Below are 17,836 nucleotides of genomic sequence, written 5' to 3'. Positions count from 1 at the left end.
ATTCACTAAGGAGTAAGCATGACCTCTTCATCTACACCTAAAATTGTCTCCATGCAGGTGATCCCGGTGGCCGGGCACGACAGCATGTTGCTTAATCTCAGCGGCGCACATGCCCCTTTCTTCACCCGCAACATCCTGATCCTCAAGGACAGCAGCGGTAACACCGGCGTCGGTGAAGTGCCGGGCGGCGAGAAAATTCGTCAGACGCTGGATGATTCCGCGTTGCTGGTGATTGGCAAAACGCTGGGTGAATACAAAAATGTGATGACCGCCGTGCGGGAAAAATTCGCCGACCGTGATGCCTCTGGCCGCGGTTTGCAGACTTTTGATTTGCGTACCACTATCCACGTCGTGACGGCGATCGAAGCCGCGATGCTGGACTTGCTCGGCAAACATCTGGGCGTCACCGTGGCATCATTGCTGGGCGACGGGCAGCAACGTGATGAAGTCGAAATGCTCGGCTATCTGTTCTACGTCGGCGACCGCAACAAAACCTCACTGGGCTATCAGAGCCAGCCGGGCGACAGTTGCGACTGGTATCGCCTGCGCCATGAAGAGGCGCTGACACCGGCGGCGGTGGTGCGTCTGGCGGAAGCGGCGTATGAAAAATACGGCTTTAATGATTTCAAACTGAAAGGCGGCGTACTGGCTGGCAGCGAAGAGGCCGAAGCCGTGACGGCGCTGGCGCAACGCTTCCCGCAGGCGCGGATCACACTTGATCCTAACGGTGCCTGGTCGCTGAATGAAGCGATTGCGCTCGGCAAACAACTGCGCGGTGTGCTGGCGTATGCGGAAGATCCATGCGGTGCAGAGCAGGGCTTCTCCGGGCGCGAAGTGATGGCCGAATTCCGTCAGGCAACCGGCCTGCCGACGGCCACCAATATGATCGCCACCGACTGGCGTCAGATGGGGCATACCATCCAGCTGAAATCCGTGGATATTCCGCTGGCGGATCCGCACTTCTGGACGATGCAGGGGTCAGTTCGCGTCGCGCAGATGTGCCACGAATGGGGGCTGACCTGGGGTTCGCACTCTAACAATCACTTTGATATTTCACTGGCGATGTTTACCCAGGTGGCCGCCGCTGCGCCGGGTAAAATCACTGCCATCGATACGCACTGGATCTGGCAGGAAGGCAATCAGCGCCTGACCAAAGAACCGTTGCAGATCAAAGGCGGTAAGGTGCGCGTGCCGGAACAACCGGGTCTGGGCGTTGAGCTGGATATGGATCAGGTGATGAAGGCGCACGAGCTGTACAAAGGCATGGGGCTGGGTGCCCGTGACGATGCGCAGGGCATGCAGTTCCTGGTACCGGACTGGAAGTTTGATCCGAAAAAACCGTGTCTGGTGCGGTAAGTGATATGCAACTATAAAAAAGCCTCTCCGGTGAGAGGCTTTTTACGTTCTGACAGGAAACTCAGCCCCGTGCGTGTGCCGCGGCCTTTTCTATCTGTTCATCCGAAGGGCGTACACCGGTATACAGCACGAACTGCTCGACGGCCTGAAGTGTGGCGACTTCCGCACCGGTAATCACTTTCTTGCCGTGTTCGCGGCCGTAGCGGATCAGCAGGGTTTCTACCGGCAGCGCGACGACGTCAAAGACGATGCTGGCGCGGTCAATCACCGCCGGTTCAAAGGCCAGTGAATCCACTTCCGGCCCGCCCGCCATGCCGATTGGCGTGACATTCACCACCATATCCACGGCAACATCGCCGACTTCTGCTTTCCATTCATAACCATATTCTTCCGCCAGCGCACGGCCGTTAGCTTCGTTGCGGGCAATGATGTAGCCCTTTTTGAAACCGGCATCACGAATGGCCGCGACCACGGCTTTGCCCATGCCGCCGCTGCCGCGCAGGGCGAAAACGGCATCACGCGGCACCTGATGGCTGTCGAGCAGTTTGGCGACCGCGATGTAATCCGTGTTGTAGGCGCGCAGGAAGCCGTCGTCATTGACGATGGTATTCACCGACTGAATGGCTGTCGCGGAAGGATCCAACTCATCGAGGAAAGGAATGCAGGCTTCCTTGAACGGCATCGAGACCGCGCAGCCGCGAATACCCAGTGCGCGTACGCCTTTCACCGCGGCTTCGATGTCTTGGGTGGAAAATGCTTTGTAGACGAAGTTCAGGTCTAATGCCTGATAAAGGCTGTTATGAAAACGGGTACCGAAATTGCCCGGACGACCGGAAAGGGACATACACAACTGCGTGTCTTTGTTAATTTCCCGACTCATTTCATTCTCCTTTTAAGATGTTCTTTATGACCTTACGGCCTCTTAATGAACCTTAGCTGAAACGATCCGCCCCGACAATCTGCCTCTGTCTCAAATCGGCTGTTATACTTAACAGATGCGTGAACACGGAGGCTGATATGAATTTGGACTTGTTTGATCACCCCGATTTTCACCCCAACTGGCGCGAAGAACTGTGCCCGGGCGCGGTGGTATTGCGCGGTGCGGCGCTGGCAGAGGATGTCGCATTGCTGGCGGAAATCGACCGGATCGCCGGGCTGGTGCCTTTTCAGTATCGCGCCACGCCGGGCGGTTATGCGATGTCGGTGGCAATGACCAATTGCGGTGATGTCGGTTGGGTGACGGACAGGGCGGGTTATCGCTACCAGGCCACCTCGCCGGAAAGTCATCAGCAATGGCCGCCGATGCCGGAATTGTTTCGTTCGCTTGCCGTGAGCGCGGCGGAACAGGCGGGTTTTGCAGGCTTTGAGCCGGATGCCTGTCTGATCAACCGCTATCAGCCGGGGGCGAAAATGAGCCTGCATCAGGACAAAGACGAGCACGATTTCGGCCAGCCGATTGTCTCTGTCTCTCTGGGCTTACCGGCGGTTTTCCAGTTTGGCGGCATGGAGCGCAGTGATAAAACCCAGCGTGTGCCGCTGATGCATGGCGATATTGTGGTGTGGGGCGGCCCGTCGCGGCTGCGTTATCACGGCGTATTGCCACTGAAAGCGGGCGAGCATCCGCTGACCGGATCCTACCGGTTTAATCTTACGTTCCGTAAAGCGACGTAATTCCGTGGGGATCAGGCCGTAAAGCACAGGACTTTGTCCGCATTCTGCTTTACACTGCCGCCCTGCAAAAAATGACATGTTGAATAAATAATTACTTAGGCGGTAAGCGATGAACGGCGTAATCACAACCTGGTTTGAAGATAAAGGTTTCGGTTTTATCAAAGATGAAAACGGCGATAACCGTTATTTCCACGTGATTAAAGTTGCAAACCCTGAGCTGATTAAAAAAGATGCGGCAGTCACCTTTGAGCCGACCACCAACAACAAAGGCCTTTCCGCCTTTGCGGTGAAAGTCGAGCCGGAGAGCAAATACATCTTTATTGCCGGTGAGCGTATCAAAATCACCAGCATCAAATCCTTCCTGGCGTTTAACGAAGAGGTTCCTGCTGAAACCAAAATCGACAAAGAAAACGCTGTGCTTTCCGTCGGATTGTTGATGAACCGTATCCGCCCGCAGGAAGAAGAAAAAAAAGCGGAGATGCGCACCATGAAAAAGTTGCTGATCACCACTTTCCAGAACAGCACCTATGTGTTCACTGAAGATGAAATTGACGTGGATGCCACCGTCAAGACGCTGAAAGCGCTGTAACATCCCTTCTCAAACCGGTGCACATCCGTGGCACCGGTTCTGCTTTCCCTTCTTTCTTAATACGTCACCGTGACCGTCACCATATCGCTGTAGTTACCTGCGGGCTGATTGCTTTGCGCCAGATTTACGGATGCGGTATACGGAAACGATTGTGAAGTGCCGGTGCCGGTCGCGCTGCTGTCGGTGGAAGCCGTCCATACCGTGCTGTCACCTTTAAATATCTGATATTGCAGATAACGAGTGGTGCCGCCGACGGTGGAGGCCATCTGCCGGTATTGTCCGGACACCGGCACGCTGCTGGTCAGGTTGACGGAATAGCTGGCGTTCAGGGTGCAGCGTACGCTGATAGTATTTGCCACCACTGTGGTCAGGCCGGAAGGCAGTGCAGCACTGCCGAAACCCACATTGGGCGCGCTGTCGATATAACAGAAATTGGTGACATTGAGCGTCAGGGCGACATTGCCCGACACGTTACCGGAGTCTGCGAGACACAGTAAGGTGCCGATAGCCACTGAACACATATTCCATGTCCATGAGATGGGAATGACATCGGTATAAGTGCCTGCGGCCAGATTGGAAATGGCGACCGGCCGGACGTAGAGAGGTAAGGTGCTGTTGGGGCCGGAAAACAAGCCGAGTAATCCCAGCGCCGTGGTGCTGCTCCAGCTGATGGTATCGCCCTGATTATAAACGGCACTGCAGCTGGCATCCTTGCACAGGCTGTAGGGTAAATACTGCCCCGTTGTCCCGCTGTAAAGTCTGGGCTGCGAATTGCTGGGATGCTGAGTCACGCCGATAAACGCGGTGATGGTATTGGTGCCTGCGATGTTAAGCAGCCCGCCAGTACAACTTAATCCGCTGCCCCCTGAGGTGATCAGCGGCGATGAACTGACTGCAAACGAGTTTTGTGTGCCCAGCGTAATGCTCCCGGGCGCCGTCGTGCATCCCGCTTTTGCCCACCACGTTGTACCCAGCAACAGCATCAGCAATAATCCGCGATGCATCTGCTGCCTGAAAATCCTCATGATTTATCTCCTGCCGTTGTTTTCGCTGTGCCGCCGGGGCATGTCAGCGGGCCGACCTGCTCAATGCTGTGACGGGCAGGGTTCAGGGTGAAACTGACCCGGCATAGCGAATGATCTTCCGTCTGGATATTCAGCACGTTGTTTTCCTGTAAGTGCGAGAAGTACACCAGCCCGTCGTAACCGGTGACGGTGGTCTGTTCTGTGTTTTGTTCCGTGACCAGCGTGCCGGGTTTCAGCGGCTGTCCGGCGGCGTCATGCAGGGTGATATTGGCGGACAGCACTTTCTCGACGCTGAATTTCACCACCACGCCGCTGCCTTGTTTCACCGCGATGCGGTCATTGACGTTATTGGTGACCACGTCGGCGGGCAGCGGCAGGGTGTCGATTTCCACTTTGGCCGGATAATACGAACTGACGGTCGGGATCAGCAGGTGGCCGTTTTTATCGGTTTTGCCCATTTTCTGATTCTCGAACAGCACGGGAACATCCGCGTAATGATCGGTATCCACCACGATAAAGGCATCATTGATCTTATCCGACAGGAACCAGTCGTTCGCCATAAACACCACGGATCCGCTCAGATCTGCCCAGTGGGTGTAATCGCCCCGATTGCCGTAGAACCCACCCTGCAGGGTCGCGTAGCGGGATTTCCAGGTGGCGTCGGCCTGCTGATACGGATTGTTGCCGCCGCTGTAAGCCAGATTCCAGCCCAGACCGCCGTCGGTGGGCGTCGCCTTGCTGGCGCCAATTTGCTCCTGATAATTACCCGCACTGTCGCGCTGTACGCCCGCATTCATATTGATGTTGGTGCCAATCGGAATGATGAACTGCAACTGCGCGCTGTAGCCGGTATCGCCCAGCGTTTTATTGAGGGATAAAAACATGCTGCTTTGTCCCCACAGCGAGCGGCTGTAAGAAAAATTCACCAGCCGCGTATGCGAATTGTCATAGGCTTCGACATCGTAATACCCGATGCCCATCGTGCCGTTAGCGTTCCCGAACGGCGACGTGCTGAACGTCACCTGATCTGCCTGACGGCTTAACCGCGTGTCGCTGGTGTAAGACGTGATGTCCTGATAACCCGCCGTGCGTTTTGAGCGCAGAGCAGACAGGCTGAATACCGTCGAATAGTAGGAATAGCCCAGCGTGTATTGGCTGCCGTCTTTTTTATCGGTCACGTTCTCGCCCCGCGGACGGTCGGCTTTACTCTGGCTGCCTGAAACACTCAGTGTGCCCCAGGTGCTGACCGCGATATCGGTGCCCAATCCGCCCAGCGCCAGACCCTGTACGGTTTCGGAATGGCCGGACAGCGTCAGGTAATCGCTCAGCCCGTATCGGTAAATCCCGCTGAATGCGGTATCTGAGTAGTCGCCGTTGGTGACGCCATAATTGTTACGTACAGCCCCGAGCGAGAAATCGAAATCGCTGAGGCTTTTGCGCAGCAACGTGTTGGAAACGTAAAAGGGCACGCTGGTCGAGACCTGACGTCCGACCGCATCGGTGGTCACGATCGTCGCTTCACCGGCGCCATTGATATACGGCACGTTGGTCAGGGTAAAAGGCCCGGAATTGAGGTTATTACTGCTGGCCTTGTAGCCGTTCAGAAACAAATCAACCGTGGTCGGTACCGCCGCCGTGCCGCTGTATTGCAGCAACGGGTAGGTCACCAGATCCGGACGCACGCCAAAGTTACGGCTGATACGCAGGCCGCCCATCCGCGCCGAGTTACTCCACGTCAGGGAATCGCTGACGAAATCCCCGACCTGATAGCTGATCAGATTTTTCTCGTCGGTGAAACGCCAGAAGGTGTCGTAACGCAGATAACCGTCCTGCGTGGTCTGGCCGCCGTTGCTGTTGTCGGCGTTATCAATGTTGTAGCGGTAAGTGCCGGTATTGGTGACCAGTCCGAGGCTGCTGAATAACCGTTGCTCCATCCAGGTGGCGACAGACTTCGCACCGCCGGGTGGATCGGTGTAGTACGAATCATAGTTAAACAACAGGCCGGTGCTGCTTTGCGACGGCGTGTAATTCATCAGCGGATCGCCGCTGACATTCTGGTTCGGCAGCCAGGCATCTGGCACCGTTAACACCAGTTGCTGGGTGGCCGAATCGTATCTGGCTTTTACGTCCGGCAATTCACCGACATTGATCAGCCCCTGCCGGCCATTAATGTGGATGTGATTCTTCGCCAGAACACCGGCTTCGACGAAGTAGGCGTTATTGCGATACGTCACCGGCACGACCTGATTATCCGTCTGACCGTTGACCACAACCGACAGATAAAACATGGCGTCCGTGACCACCGGTGCCGCACGCGGGGCATCAGGCAGTGAAGAATATTCCTGCGCCTGTGCACTGAACGTACTCAGGCATATCAGGCACAGGCTTCTCCGGAAATAAAGCGGTCGCTGATGACCTTCCCGGAGAAGACGTCTGATCGTCATTCGTTGCGGCTCCTGCTGTTACTGGCCGCGTGGAATGACAATCGGTTGGGTGTTATCGGCAATCTGCGCATTGAGTTGCGCCCCTGGCGTCACACCTGCGGGCACTGGCCAGCGCATTTGTTGTCCCGGCAATACATAACCCATAAAGCCGCCCACCATGGTTTTTACGCCTTGTTTCTGGTTACCCGTCGCCGACCAGAAAACGTTACTCAGGCGTGCGTGGACGAGGCCGGTATTACCCACCTGCAAATAGGTTTTCCCGCCCTCGGACACCGTACGCCAGTTGAGGATCGGACGCGTCGCCGTGGAAGGGTCGCGTTTGATATCCGCGCGATCGTTGGTCCACAAATTGCCGCCATCCATAAACAGCGGCAGTAAATAACGCATCTGCAATTGCAGACCGACGACCGCTTTGTCTTTGCCCTCACCGGCGCTGTTCAGCGGCGACGGGATTTCATCAATGATAATGCGGTACGCCTGCTCGGTATTGGCCGGCACCGGCGTGTTGCGGATAAGCCTGATCAACTGACGCTGCCCCGGTGGCACGGTAGCAAATGGCGGGCTGGCGACCACGTTGGTCTGATCGGCATACTTCTCGTTAAAATTCTCCTGCTTCCAGGCCAGTACGCGCACCTGCAAGGACACCGGTTCTGCGCCACGGTTTTCCAGCCACAGGGCAGATCCGTTCTGATCAGATTCAATAATCTGATAGACCGGCCAGACCAGCACCGAACTGGCAGCCTGTGCGTTCACGCAAGACAGAAAGGCACCGAGCAATGCGGCGGTAGTGAAAAGGCGTAGAAACAGTGTCTTCATATTTTTATATCCTGATGATTCAATAAGTTAACGTGACAGTGACGGTGTCGGTATACGTCCCGGCGGAAGGCAGAGGGGTCACAGCGTATAAACGTGCATAAACCGGGTAGGTTTGCGAGGTATCCGGAAAACTGGGGATGGACATCACCAGCGCGCCATTGCCCCAGACCAGACTGCGGGCGGCATCGCGGAAAAGCTGGTAGCCCAGCAGATCGGTATTGGTGGTGTTTTGCATATAGCGACGTGTGGCGGTGCCGCCGTGAGTGCCGTAATCCATGGCAATGCTGACGGAGGTACCCGGCGTGCAGGTGACGACCACGGAACCTGCGCCCGTGCTGCTGACAATATCGACGTTGCTGGCGATGTCCGACAGGGAACCGAAGTTGAGGGTGCCGAGACTGGAGATCGGGCTGGCAAGCGAGCTGCCAAATACGCAGCCATTGGTGAGGGTCGCCGAAACGGTAAACGTCGTGGTTGCCGTGGCGGCACGCGCTGAACTGCACAATATCAGCAGCAATAACATCATCGGTAATAACACGGGCGGAAAACGCAGGCTGGCAGGCATCGTCACCTCTACCAGGATACGGTGACATTCACCGTATCCTGATAAACACCGGCGGCAGGGGTGGTCTGTGCCGGAACGCGGCCATAGACCGTGCTCCACTGATCCGCGCCGTTACCGGTGCCGCTGACGCCGGTGGTGTTGTCCCACACGGTGGTGCGTGCCGCCGAGGTGTAAAGGTTGTACTGCAGCGTCGCGGCGCTGTTGGTGGTATTGACCATTCTGCGGGCGGTAACCATACCGCTGCTGCCGCCATCCATGACAATTTTGTAGGTCAGCCCGCTCACACATTTTACGCGGATCGAACCCGCCAGTTGTGCGCTGGTAGCATTCACCGCGCTGGTGAGCGACGCATAATTGCCAAAATTCAGCGTACCGAAACGGGTGCTGCCGGACGTCGTGGTTCCCGCTTCACAGGCGGGCAGCAACGTGGCACTGATGCCTATCGTTGCCGCCTGACTCAGCGGAATGTGCAACTGCACCGACACCAGCAGGGTGGCAGGCAGTAGCCGCAGTACCTTGATGTCCATGATTTTTCCTTCCTTGAACCGAAAGCCAGTCAGAGCCGGACCCGGCGCTGAGGGAAAAACGCTTACCAGGAAAGAGTGGCAACAACGGTATCGTTATAGGTTCCTGCAGCCGGCGTGGTGCTGGTCTGGTCAGCAGGCAGCACACGACCGTAAATCGGGATATTTTGCGCCGTGGTCCCTGTGGTGAGCGTAATTGGCGTATTAATCGCGATTTCGGTGGTACGTGCGGTATCGGAATAGAGGCGGTAAGGAATACTGTTGCCGCTGGATGTCATGGAACGCAGCCCGCCGGTTGCCGCCAGTCCGCCGTTCAGTGACAGCGTCGGGGTCAGTCCTGTGCTACAGGCGATGGTGACGGCACCGGTGCCGTCAGCGCCGAATACGGTCCCGTTAATAACGCTGGTCAGATCCGCGTAGTTACCAAAATTCAGCGTACCCCACTGGTTGGTTCCCCCCGTTGATGTGCCGTTACCGACAGTACAACCTGTGCTGATGGTGAGCTGAACGCCTACCTGGCCTGTTAAGGTACCGGCGGCCTGTGCACCTGCGACTAAAGTCAGCGTCGCCGCAGAAAGCACGGCCAGTAATAATGATTTTTTTTCGCCCATGATGACTCCCAAAATAACTTACACGGATGTGTATTCATGCAACGGCGTTGCATGTGGAAATCCTCTGGTGGTTAATAGTTAACGCAAAAAAACGGCAAGAAAAGCCGGTAATAAACAGCGTGCAGGCCGGGTATTATGTTTTCCCTTCACAACGGAGCGGAGCCCTGACCTTATGTGCATGATGAAAAACGCAGTCATGGTTAAATATAAGTTAATAAATTTACCTTAAGGGACTCTTTTCATTATTTTTGTCAATAAGGATAAAAATTCTATAAATTACAAATTATAAAATTTTAATCCTGTTTATATTGATTTTTATTGGTTAATTATTGTGTTACCTAAACAAAAAGATGAAGGTGTTTAACATTTACTTTTGTATGGACATGGGTTTCTTTCCGCGATTGGTTAACAGTGCTACTGATGTTTACCGCGCAGCGCCAGCAACACCAGCAGCGCAGAGAACAGCGTAATCGCCATCAGACACAACAGTAAGGGATGCAATGAGACGGCATAAAGCTGCTGAAGCTGTGCCGTACTGGCTTGTGTAATAAGCTGCTGTGCCACGGTAAGATTACCGGTCGCCAGCCGTTGCGCCGCCTGGCTGATGGCCTCCGGACTGATCGCATCGCCGGTAAAGCGGGCCGCCAGTGCGTTGTGCGTTAACATCGACAGAATAGCGCCGACAATCGCCAGCGAGATGCCTTCTCCGGCCACGCGTGTGGTGCTGAAAATGCCGGTTGCCATGCCCGCCCGTTCTTTCGGCACGACGCTCACCGACAGTCCATCCATCAGCCCCCATGGCAAACCGGTACCGATGCCGACAACCACCATCGGCGCAATCATGCCTGTGACATCCTGCGCCAGCACCGCCTGACTGAGCCAGCCCAAACCGGCGGCGGCAATCACCAAACCTGATGTGCACAACACGCCTGCCGAAATCCAGCGCGTCAGCCACGCGGCCAGCAGTGGCACAATCAGCATCGGGACAGAAAGTGCCATCATCATCAGCCCGGCGCGTTCTTCGCTCAGTCCGGAGACCCCGATAAACAGCATCGGCAACACCACCAGCAGCACCACGAAACAGAAACCCGTCGCCAGCGGAAGTGCCTGCACACCGATAAAACGGATATAACGGAACAGGGATAAATCCAGCATCGGGTTTTTCACCCGCAGCTCAACAACCACAAATACCGCCAGCAACAGCGCCGCGCCTCCCAGCAGGGAAAGTACCCGTGTACTGTGCAGACCAGACTGTGGAATTTCCATCAGCGCCCAGGTCAGCAATGCCAGCATGGCGGTAAAGGACAGCGTCCCCGGCCAGTCGATGCCGGATGCCTGCGGATTCCGCGTTTCACGCATTTTTCCGGCGCCCGTTATCAGGGAAAGAACGGCAATCACCGTCGCGGAGAAAAACACCGAACGCCAGCCGAAGTTTGCGATAAGCACGCCCGCGAGAAAGGGGCCGAAGGCCAGTCCGACGCCAAAACTGCTGCCCATCAGGCTGAAAGCCCGGGTACGCGCTGCGCCATCGAATTCCTGCGCCAAAGCAGCCGCACCACCGGCCAGCGCACCGGCAGCAGCAATACCCTGCGCGGCGCGCAGTAAATCAATCCACAGCAAACTGCTGCTGAAAGCCTGGAGTAACGACAACAGCGCAAACAGAGAAACGCCGCTGACGAACACTTTTTTGCGCCCCAGTTCATCGGCCAGCGCCCCGGCCGCCATCAGAAAACAGCCGAATGTGAGCATGAACGAATTGGTGATCCAGCTCAGTGCCTGCGCGCTGCCGCCGAGTTCACGGGCAATGGCGGGTGTTGCCACCGCACCGCTGACAAAATTGAGCGGCAAAATTACCGCCGCCAGACACACGGTAAATAGCACCTGCAGGCTGCCTGATGAAGATGAGGTCATTGTTCGCTTTCCTGATATTGGGGTATAACAGTGATGATAAATTGTCTTGAATATGGCGGAAACAGGCTGTAAGTCCGAGGATTGCGGACTAAATCGCTCGAATAAACAGGAGTGAAAATGGAAAATCTCAACGGCCTGCTGGCCTTTGTTCGCGCTGCCCAAAGTCAGAGTTTTGCCGCAGCAGCGGAGCGCATGGGCATTTCGGCCTCGGCGGTGGGGAAAAGCGTGGCGCGCCTTGAGGAAAAACTCAGTGTGCGACTCTTCAACCGCAGTACGCGGCGTATCAGCCTGACCGATGAGGGCCAGCTATTTTTTGAACGCTGCCAGCATATTGTTTCGCAACTGGAAGAGGCAGAACAGGAACTGGTACGGATCTCCGCTGTGCCGCGCGGCAAATTACGCATCACCGCGCCGGCTATCGGCTATCGCATACTGCTGCCGCATTTGCCGGAATTCCGTCAGCGTTATCCCGATGTTGAGCTGGATCTGGATTTCAGTGATCGCATGGTGGATGTCATTGATGAAGGATTTGATATCGCCATCCGCAGCGGCGAACTGAACAGTTCGCAGATGATGTCGCGCCGCCTCGGGCCGTTTCGTTTTGCGATTGTCGGCGCGCCACATTATTTCGCCAGGCATCCTGCGCCGCTTACGCCTGACGACCTTTATCAGCACGCTTGTCTGCGCTACCGCTTTCCGGGCAACGGACAATGGCAGGAATGGGAGATGACCAGCGTGACGCCGCCGGAACTGCCGCTGGCACTGAGCAGTAATAATCTGGAGTCGATTTTACAGGCGACGATACAGGGACTGGGACTGGCGTATGTGCCGGAATTCATCGTGCGGCCATATCTTGAATCCGGTGAGCTTATTTCGGTACTGCCTGCGTATTTAAAAGAAGGCGGGAAGTTTTCGGTGGTCTGGCCAAGCAGCCGCCATATGCTGCCAAAAGTGCGGGTGTTTATTGATTTTCTGACCGAAAAACAGGTCCTGGGAGATATCACATCCGCATAAAAAAACGGGGCACAAGGCCCCGTGAGATGTTTTAACGCGCATCAGAACATGTCACCAAGAGATCAGATTTGCTTCCACTGTGACCATTCGCCGGTAAATTCGGCTTTGCCCGGCTGATTGCCCTGCGTCCAGTAGTTGGCCTGGTAGTCTTTACCGTTCAGGCTGACTTTGTCGCCGGTGTTGTACACTTTGCTGGCATCCCAGGTGGCATATTTGCCCGCCGGAGAAGGCGTTGGTGTAGGTTCTGGCGTTGGCACAGGCGTTGGTTCCGGGGTCGGCTCCGGTGTCGGTTCCGGTGTTGGCTCTGGCTCAACGGCTGTGTTACCCAGCACTGTTACCACGATGCTTTTCGATACCGATTTTTCACCGTGTTCATCGGTGACTACCAGTGTGAAGTTGAAGTCAGATTTACTGACCAGCTCTGGTGCGGTGAAGTCTGCGGAGACCGCATCGTACGAGGACAGTGCGATGGCGGCTGGTGCAGTCCATTTGTAGGTGAGTTTATCGTTGTCTTTATCGGCAGAACCTGCCGCGCTCAGACGCACTTTGGCACCGCTGAACACCTGCAGGGCAATATCACCGGTAGGCGCAGTATTGGTTTCTGAAGGGACTTCATCTTCCGGAACCTGACCGTCGATATTGACACCTTCAAAGTAGAAAGGCGCCATATCGATAACCTGATTCTGGATAGTACAACCCAGACCTTCGCGTGCCGCATTGACCAGCAGACCGTTGTCCTGATCGATAGTCCAGGTGAACAGTGCGCCCAGTCCTTTTTCAACCACATAACGGCCTTTTTCACGCACGGTACGTGGGGTATCAATGGACATGAAAATGCCGGTGTCTTTGTTATAAAGATAATCAGCATCAGCGACCTGATCGGTATACACCTGGAAGCCATTGCGTCCTGACTGATTTTCCAGATCCAGGTAGTTATTCACCATGTCGTACCATTCGGTGGTACCGCTTTCGAATGTACCGACGGTGGTTTTACCTTCAACAGGAGTATAGGTACCTTCTAAAGGAGAATAGCTTTCCAGTACCGCATTTTGCGCGTTACGGGAATAGGCCGCATAGCCGACATTCATGCGGTCAGCCGGGAACCCTTTCGACAGCAGATAGTTAATGATGGTGTCAATGCCCCAGCCGCCTTCAACCAATGCATGTAAATTGGTGTGATGCGACAATTTTTCTGCCCACGGCGTACCGAAAAAGTCATAGGTCATCAGGTTAACGCCGTACAGACCGGCTTCAAGCAGGGCCGGAACGTTGGATTTTTCCAAAATAGTGACCACGGCGGAGCTGGCAATACTGATTTTTACATCAGAACGTTTGATGGCGGCCATCTGTTTGGTGATTTCAGCAATCAGCAGCGCATAGTTCGCGCCATCATTATCATCATACGGGTTGTTATTCCCGGTGTTTCCCGGGTATTCCCAGTCGATATCCACTTCGCTGAACATCGGGAAACGGGTGAACAGACTGGCAATACTTTTCGCGAAGATGGTACGACCTTCTGCGGTTTTTGCCATATTGTGGAAGCCGTTACTTAACGTCCAGCCACCAATACTCATCGAAAGCACCAGATCATGACCCACTGCTTTGGCGCGTTTTTGCAGGTCACGTAAGCCACCGACCAGACCTTTTACATTGGCTTGCGTCGCGGTGGCCGGAGAAAGTTCCACCCAGCCCGGATTGTCCAGGTTGTTATTGACGGAGGAGCCAAAGTCACCCCACGGATCCAGGAACGTCGCCTGATGGGTGGTTTTACCCAGTTGTTGTGCGGCATTGGCCACGGTATTGGCTTTTTCACCCTGGTCGCCAACAATCCCAACGAAACCAAAGATGATTTTGTCGTAAGCAGTCGGTGGAATGTTTGCGAGGTCAAAACCACGGCCGCGGGCTTCTTTGCCTGCCTGCGAATTCTGCAGACGGCCATCATATTGTGACCAGTCGGTGTAATAGCCAAATACTTTTGGCTTATTCGCCGTATTGTATTTGTTATAAACCGGTTTCGTCACACGTGCCGACGTATAGCTGTAATTTTCAGTTTCTGTGGCTGGATTAAAACCGTCCAGAGTATATGAGGACTGGGTTAACTCGTCGGTCTTAATGATTTTGCTGGTAGACATAGTATTTTCCTAAATTTTGAATGAGTACATAAACAGCCGGTTGCTGCTGGTGGATATATTCGATCCGGAAATAAAAACCGACAAATCATATTGAGATATAAATAAAATTGACTAATATAAAATTTATGGTTGTTTTTTGAACGGCGAAATTTAGCGGGTTTTATCGTCATCAATAATCACGTTGATGATAAAAAGACATATCACAAATTAATCATAAAAAGCATTGATTTTCAGCTTGTTGAATGCTTTCTGCATGTTGAGTGAGAATTAAGTGGTTTTTGAGTTTTACTTAATATTCCCCCGTTTTTTTTGATTCAGTCACATCTTAACTAAAATACTTAATATTAATCCTATTGCCTGTGGTGAAAATAATAAAAACAGATACGCTTAATCATCAGCAAAGATTAAGGGGTAGGTACAAATGGCTGAAATAATGGAGGAGAGAGGATGATGGCTGTATATCTTATAAATGGCGAATATGTCTTTAATGAAAAAACCAAGGAGTTTAAAAAGCTTCACAGTGATGTGAATATTAAACTGACTTCAATGAGATCACGTTGCCTGAGTTATATTATTGAACATGCAAAAGATGAAGTGATCGAAAAAGAGGCCATCTCTGTCGCGTTATGGGGAAGCCGCAGTAAATTCACCAGCGATGCCAGTTTGACCCAGACCCTTTATTTAATCCGCCGCGATCTTAAATTTGCCGGGCTGGATGAATTCTTCATTACTGTGCCGAAATCAGGCATTCGTGTCAGTACCTCGGCCACTGTCGAAGTCATGGAAGAGAAGGTATCACCGGTTAAGAACCTCAGACCGTGGATACTGATGTTTGGTTTTTTGGTGTCGGTACTGTTGCTCGGTACCGCGTTGTTTCTGACGTTTCAACTTTAACTGTTGTCCGGAGGAAGACCTTATGTTTACTAACCCTGTGATTAATTCCGTACTGAAAAACGAAGGTGGCTATGTAGACCACCCGAATGATACCGGTGGCCCGACGCATTGGGGTATCACCGAAAAAACGGCCCGCAGTTATGGCTATACCGGAAAAATGACCGATTTCACGAAAGAAGATGCTTATCTGATCCTTGAAAAGAATTACTGGTATCAGCCGGGATTCGACAAAGTGTATGCCATTGCGCCAGGTCTGGCGCTGGAACTGTGCGACACCGGCACCAACATGGGACCGGCAGTGGGTATCCGATGGTTGCAGCGCTGGCTGAATGTATTTAATCACGGTGAAGCATATTATGGTGATATCGTCGTGGACGGCAAAATCGGCCCCGGTACGCTAAAGGCGTTAACACAGTTCATTGAGAAGCGTGGCACCGAGGGAGCGGGCGTGTTAATCACTTCTATTAATTGCAGTCAGGGGCAACGTTACCTGGAGTTGGCAGAAGGGCGTAGTGCGAATGAGTCGTTTGTTTACGGCTGGATGAAGGGGCGGATAACGCTTTAAATATGCTCGGGATATGTGATTAATACGTACGCAACTCAAAACGCTTCACAATATTAAAGGTGGATTTTTATGAAAACTGAATGCATAAAGAGCTGTATTATTTATTTCGAAGCAAACGCCCCCTTTATCTGGAGAGTAAATAATGAACGAGTCAAGTACAATTAACTTTGATTACAATCTTATCAAGATAATGAATGAAGTGATTGTTTCTGGGAATATTTCAAAAGCAGCAGAAAATCTGAATCTTACACCTTCTGCAGTAAGCTTATCGATAAATAAGCTCAGACGACATCTGGGTGAAGAACTGTTTTACCGCACGGCCACGGGTCTGAAACCCACCGCCACTGCGCTGGATATCCATGATTCTTTTGTCAACGCCATTACGATTATTGAAGATGTTTTACAGTCCTCAAGAACCGAAGGGCCATCGGGTGCCATATTGCGGGTAATGTGTCCGGATGTTCTGGAGGACTATTATTTTAACCGGATGTATAAGAACGAAAGTGGAAAGTCAGTAAAGGTCGAATTTTCTAATTCAACGAATATTAAGAGTGATGAAATGGTAAGGAGTTTGTTACAGGCAAATATCGATGTTGTTATTTCGCATCATGCTCTGAATCATGAGAAAATCACCTCAATAAAAATTGATGCCATGGATGAGTTTGTTATCCTGTGCGGTGCCAGCAGTTTATTGTCCAACCAGAGAGAACTGGCGTTAATGCATTACTACGCATTACCTCACGCTGTCTATAACGACGGTATTTATAATGATTTTACCGGTCTTCTCGGCACGACGTTGACGATTAATGCACCTTACGCGGGTCTGGTTAAAGTCATTTACCGCTCTTCTTCCATCAACGGTATCATCAGCGCGCTCGAACGCAGTGATATGCTCACTGTGTTACCCAGGGTGCTGGCGGATTACTTTATCAGGGAGCGGCATTGCAAGTTAAAGTGCTTTGATCTACCTAAAGAAATTTCAATAAAGGACTCTCCGGTCTACATGAATTACCTTTCAAACAGCAGTAAGCGACGCTATGTTCATCTGGTGATGTCACAGCTGAAAAGCGCGGAATCAATATGAAGGATGTGGCAAGAAATGCGGTTAACGTGATTTAAGAGAGTGTTTGTTTATTTTTTAATGATTTTTTTTTAATAAAAAATCAGCGCCGGATTATCAAAATTAATTATTGATCTGAAGTGATTATGGCTTTGATGATGGCCGGATTATCATTGTCGCAGTTATCTCAATCTTTATTAATTAATCTATGAGGTTTTCGTCATGATCAGTCTTCATGCTAAAGAAGTTGTGTTTATAGAATTTGAGTTATTAGTTTCTATATTAGTTATGTCATCCTGGGGTGGCCTGGTGCGATTTATCATGCGCTGCAAAAGTAAGCCCACTGTGGAGGATGTTTATAAATGTTTTGCGCAAATCGTTGTGTCGTGTTTCACAGGTTTCCTGCTAAGCATCGTTTTCATCGAAAGGGATATGGGTTTTAATATGATCCTGATGACCTCCGGTATAGGCGGTGTGTTAGGCGGGCCACTATTAATTCTGGCAGGGGACCGGGTGAAGAAATTGGCGGGAACTTTTACACTGGCCCAACGGTAAACAACTTTATTCACTAAGTATTCAAAGTTTGTTCATAAGTATGTGGACTGATTCCGGGTGATCAGTCCGCATTTTTTATTGTTCTTCGAATAAATTTATAAGTG

At 52.6% G+C, this 17,836-nt stretch carries 17 protein-coding genes; 8 read left to right on the top strand and 9 right to left on the bottom strand.

Features of this window, described 5'->3' with window-relative positions:
• Positions 1-18 precede the first annotated feature (18 nt).
• Positions 19-1,356, top strand: a complete 1,338-nt coding sequence (gene gudD / locus LC431_RS00595) for a glucarate dehydratase (RefSeq protein ID WP_013576923.1) — start codon at positions 19-21, stop codon at positions 1,354-1,356.
• Between the two features lie 61 nt (positions 1,357-1,417).
• Here gudD and LC431_RS00590 read toward each other — a convergent pair whose 3' ends face one another.
• On the bottom strand, positions 1,418-2,236 hold the full coding sequence (locus LC431_RS00590) for a shikimate 5-dehydrogenase (protein WP_223509129.1): 819 nt from the start codon (positions 2,234-2,236) through the stop codon (positions 1,418-1,420).
• Between the two features lie 137 nt (positions 2,237-2,373).
• Between LC431_RS00590 and alkB the strand changes: the two genes are divergently transcribed.
• Together alkB and LC431_RS00580 are read left to right on the top strand one after the other, a co-directional pair.
• Positions 2,374-3,027: a DNA oxidative demethylase AlkB gene (alkB, locus tag LC431_RS00585; RefSeq protein ID WP_037033358.1), complete on the top strand. Its 654-nt coding sequence runs from the start codon at positions 2,374-2,376 to the stop codon at positions 3,025-3,027.
• Between the two features lie 109 nt (positions 3,028-3,136).
• The gene (locus LC431_RS00580) at positions 3,137-3,616 is read left to right on the top strand and encodes a cold-shock protein (protein ID WP_013576920.1); all 480 of its coding nucleotides are present in this window, start codon (positions 3,137-3,139) and stop codon (positions 3,614-3,616) included.
• Positions 3,617-3,672: 56 nt separating this feature from the next.
• On the opposite strand, the gene LC431_RS00575 is transcribed toward LC431_RS00580, so the two are convergent.
• The 7 genes from LC431_RS00575 to LC431_RS00545 all read right to left on the bottom strand — a co-directional run bounded on the left by LC431_RS00575 (position 3,673) and on the right by LC431_RS00545 (position 11,512).
• Positions 3,673-4,641, bottom strand: a complete 969-nt coding sequence (locus LC431_RS00575; protein ID WP_013576919.1) for a spore coat protein U domain-containing protein — start codon at positions 4,639-4,641, stop codon at positions 3,673-3,675.
• A complete protein-coding gene (locus LC431_RS00570; RefSeq protein ID WP_223509128.1) occupies positions 4,638-7,085 on the bottom strand; it encodes a fimbria/pilus outer membrane usher protein in 2,448 nt (815 codons plus the stop codon). The genes LC431_RS00575 and LC431_RS00570 overlap by 4 nt, the downstream gene beginning before the upstream one ends.
• 18 nt (positions 7,086-7,103) lie before the next feature.
• On the bottom strand, positions 7,104-7,901 hold the full coding sequence (locus LC431_RS00565; RefSeq protein WP_112150930.1) for a molecular chaperone: 798 nt from the start codon (positions 7,899-7,901) through the stop codon (positions 7,104-7,106).
• Positions 7,902-7,920: 19 nt separating this feature from the next.
• Positions 7,921-8,466, bottom strand: a complete 546-nt coding sequence (locus tag LC431_RS00560) for a spore coat U domain-containing protein (RefSeq protein WP_112151094.1) — start codon at positions 8,464-8,466, stop codon at positions 7,921-7,923.
• Positions 8,467-8,474: 8 nt separating this feature from the next.
• On the bottom strand, positions 8,475-8,993 hold the full coding sequence (locus LC431_RS00555) for a spore coat U domain-containing protein (protein WP_112150929.1): 519 nt from the start codon (positions 8,991-8,993) through the stop codon (positions 8,475-8,477).
• 62 nt (positions 8,994-9,055) lie between these two features.
• Positions 9,056-9,601 (bottom strand): spore coat protein U domain-containing protein, encoded by a 546-nt coding sequence (locus LC431_RS00550; protein ID WP_013576914.1) that lies wholly within the window; start codon positions 9,599-9,601, stop codon positions 9,056-9,058.
• A gap of 414 nt (positions 9,602-10,015) precedes the next feature.
• Positions 10,016-11,512 carry an MFS transporter gene (locus LC431_RS00545; RefSeq protein WP_015690393.1) on the bottom strand — a complete coding sequence of 499 codons (1,497 nt, stop codon included), beginning with the start codon at positions 11,510-11,512 and terminating at the stop codon, positions 10,016-10,018.
• Between the two features lie 117 nt (positions 11,513-11,629).
• Here LC431_RS00545 and LC431_RS00540 point away from each other — a divergent pair, with 117 nt between their 5' ends.
• Positions 11,630-12,526 (top strand): LysR substrate-binding domain-containing protein, encoded by an 897-nt coding sequence (locus LC431_RS00540; protein WP_112150928.1) that lies wholly within the window; start codon positions 11,630-11,632, stop codon positions 12,524-12,526.
• A gap of 62 nt (positions 12,527-12,588) precedes the next feature.
• Here LC431_RS00540 and LC431_RS00535 read toward each other — a convergent pair whose 3' ends face one another.
• Positions 12,589-14,658: a glycosyl hydrolase family 18 protein gene (locus LC431_RS00535; protein WP_223509127.1), complete on the bottom strand. Its 2,070-nt coding sequence runs from the start codon at positions 14,656-14,658 to the stop codon at positions 12,589-12,591.
• 447 nt (positions 14,659-15,105) lie between these two features.
• On the opposite strand from LC431_RS00535, the gene LC431_RS00530 reads away from it, so the two are divergent.
• From LC431_RS00530 to LC431_RS00515, 4 genes are all read left to right on the top strand, one after another.
• Entirely contained in the window at positions 15,106-15,552 is a 447-nt protein-coding gene (locus tag LC431_RS00530) for a transcriptional regulator (protein ID WP_223509126.1), read from the top strand.
• Between the two features lie 22 nt (positions 15,553-15,574).
• Positions 15,575-16,117, top strand: a complete 543-nt coding sequence (locus tag LC431_RS00525; RefSeq protein ID WP_015690389.1) for a glycoside hydrolase family 108 protein — start codon at positions 15,575-15,577, stop codon at positions 16,115-16,117.
• 142 nt (positions 16,118-16,259) lie between these two features.
• Positions 16,260-17,201 (top strand): LysR family transcriptional regulator, encoded by a 942-nt coding sequence (locus LC431_RS00520; protein ID WP_013576908.1) that lies wholly within the window; start codon positions 16,260-16,262, stop codon positions 17,199-17,201.
• A gap of 198 nt (positions 17,202-17,399) precedes the next feature.
• Positions 17,400-17,732: a phage holin family protein gene (locus tag LC431_RS00515; protein ID WP_015690388.1), complete on the top strand. Its 333-nt coding sequence runs from the start codon at positions 17,400-17,402 to the stop codon at positions 17,730-17,732.
• Positions 17,733-17,836 lie beyond the last annotated feature (104 nt).

The organism is Rahnella sp. GSA61A (assembly GCF_019969905.1).
Classification (GTDB): domain Bacteria; phylum Pseudomonadota; class Gammaproteobacteria; order Enterobacterales; family Enterobacteriaceae; genus Rahnella; species Rahnella aceris.
The sequence above is the reverse complement of the archived record's forward strand: the minus strand, read 5'-3'. Positions and strand labels throughout refer to the sequence as shown.

Excerpts from the sequence above, each read along its gene's own strand:
- gudD (WP_013576923.1), top strand. The coding sequence starts at position 19 with ATGACCTCTTCATCTACACCTAAAATTGTCTCCATGCAGGTGATCCCG.
- LC431_RS00590 (WP_223509129.1), bottom strand. The coding sequence starts at position 2,236 with ATGAGTCGGGAAATTAACAAAGACACGCAGTTGTGTATGTCCCTTTCC.
- alkB (WP_037033358.1), top strand. The coding sequence starts at position 2,374 with ATGAATTTGGACTTGTTTGATCACCCCGATTTTCACCCCAACTGGCGC.
- LC431_RS00580 (WP_013576920.1), top strand. The coding sequence starts at position 3,137 with ATGAACGGCGTAATCACAACCTGGTTTGAAGATAAAGGTTTCGGTTTT.
- LC431_RS00575 (WP_013576919.1), bottom strand. The coding sequence starts at position 4,641 with ATGAGGATTTTCAGGCAGCAGATGCATCGCGGATTATTGCTGATGCTG.
- LC431_RS00570 (WP_223509128.1), bottom strand. The coding sequence starts at position 7,085 with ATGACGATCAGACGTCTTCTCCGGGAAGGTCATCAGCGACCGCTTTAT.
- LC431_RS00565 (WP_112150930.1), bottom strand. The coding sequence starts at position 7,901 with ATGAAGACACTGTTTCTACGCCTTTTCACTACCGCCGCATTGCTCGGT.
- LC431_RS00560 (WP_112151094.1), bottom strand. The coding sequence starts at position 8,466 with ATGCCTGCCAGCCTGCGTTTTCCGCCCGTGTTATTACCGATGATGTTA.
- LC431_RS00555 (WP_112150929.1), bottom strand. The coding sequence starts at position 8,993 with ATGGACATCAAGGTACTGCGGCTACTGCCTGCCACCCTGCTGGTGTCG.
- LC431_RS00550 (WP_013576914.1), bottom strand. The coding sequence starts at position 9,601 with ATGGGCGAAAAAAAATCATTATTACTGGCCGTGCTTTCTGCGGCGACG.
- LC431_RS00545 (WP_015690393.1), bottom strand. The coding sequence starts at position 11,512 with ATGACCTCATCTTCATCAGGCAGCCTGCAGGTGCTATTTACCGTGTGT.
- LC431_RS00540 (WP_112150928.1), top strand. The coding sequence starts at position 11,630 with ATGGAAAATCTCAACGGCCTGCTGGCCTTTGTTCGCGCTGCCCAAAGT.
- LC431_RS00535 (WP_223509127.1), bottom strand. The coding sequence starts at position 14,658 with ATGTCTACCAGCAAAATCATTAAGACCGACGAGTTAACCCAGTCCTCA.
- LC431_RS00530 (WP_223509126.1), top strand. The coding sequence starts at position 15,106 with ATGATGGCTGTATATCTTATAAATGGCGAATATGTCTTTAATGAAAAA.
- LC431_RS00525 (WP_015690389.1), top strand. The coding sequence starts at position 15,575 with ATGTTTACTAACCCTGTGATTAATTCCGTACTGAAAAACGAAGGTGGC.
- LC431_RS00520 (WP_013576908.1), top strand. The coding sequence starts at position 16,260 with ATGAACGAGTCAAGTACAATTAACTTTGATTACAATCTTATCAAGATA.
- LC431_RS00515 (WP_015690388.1), top strand. The coding sequence starts at position 17,400 with ATGATCAGTCTTCATGCTAAAGAAGTTGTGTTTATAGAATTTGAGTTA.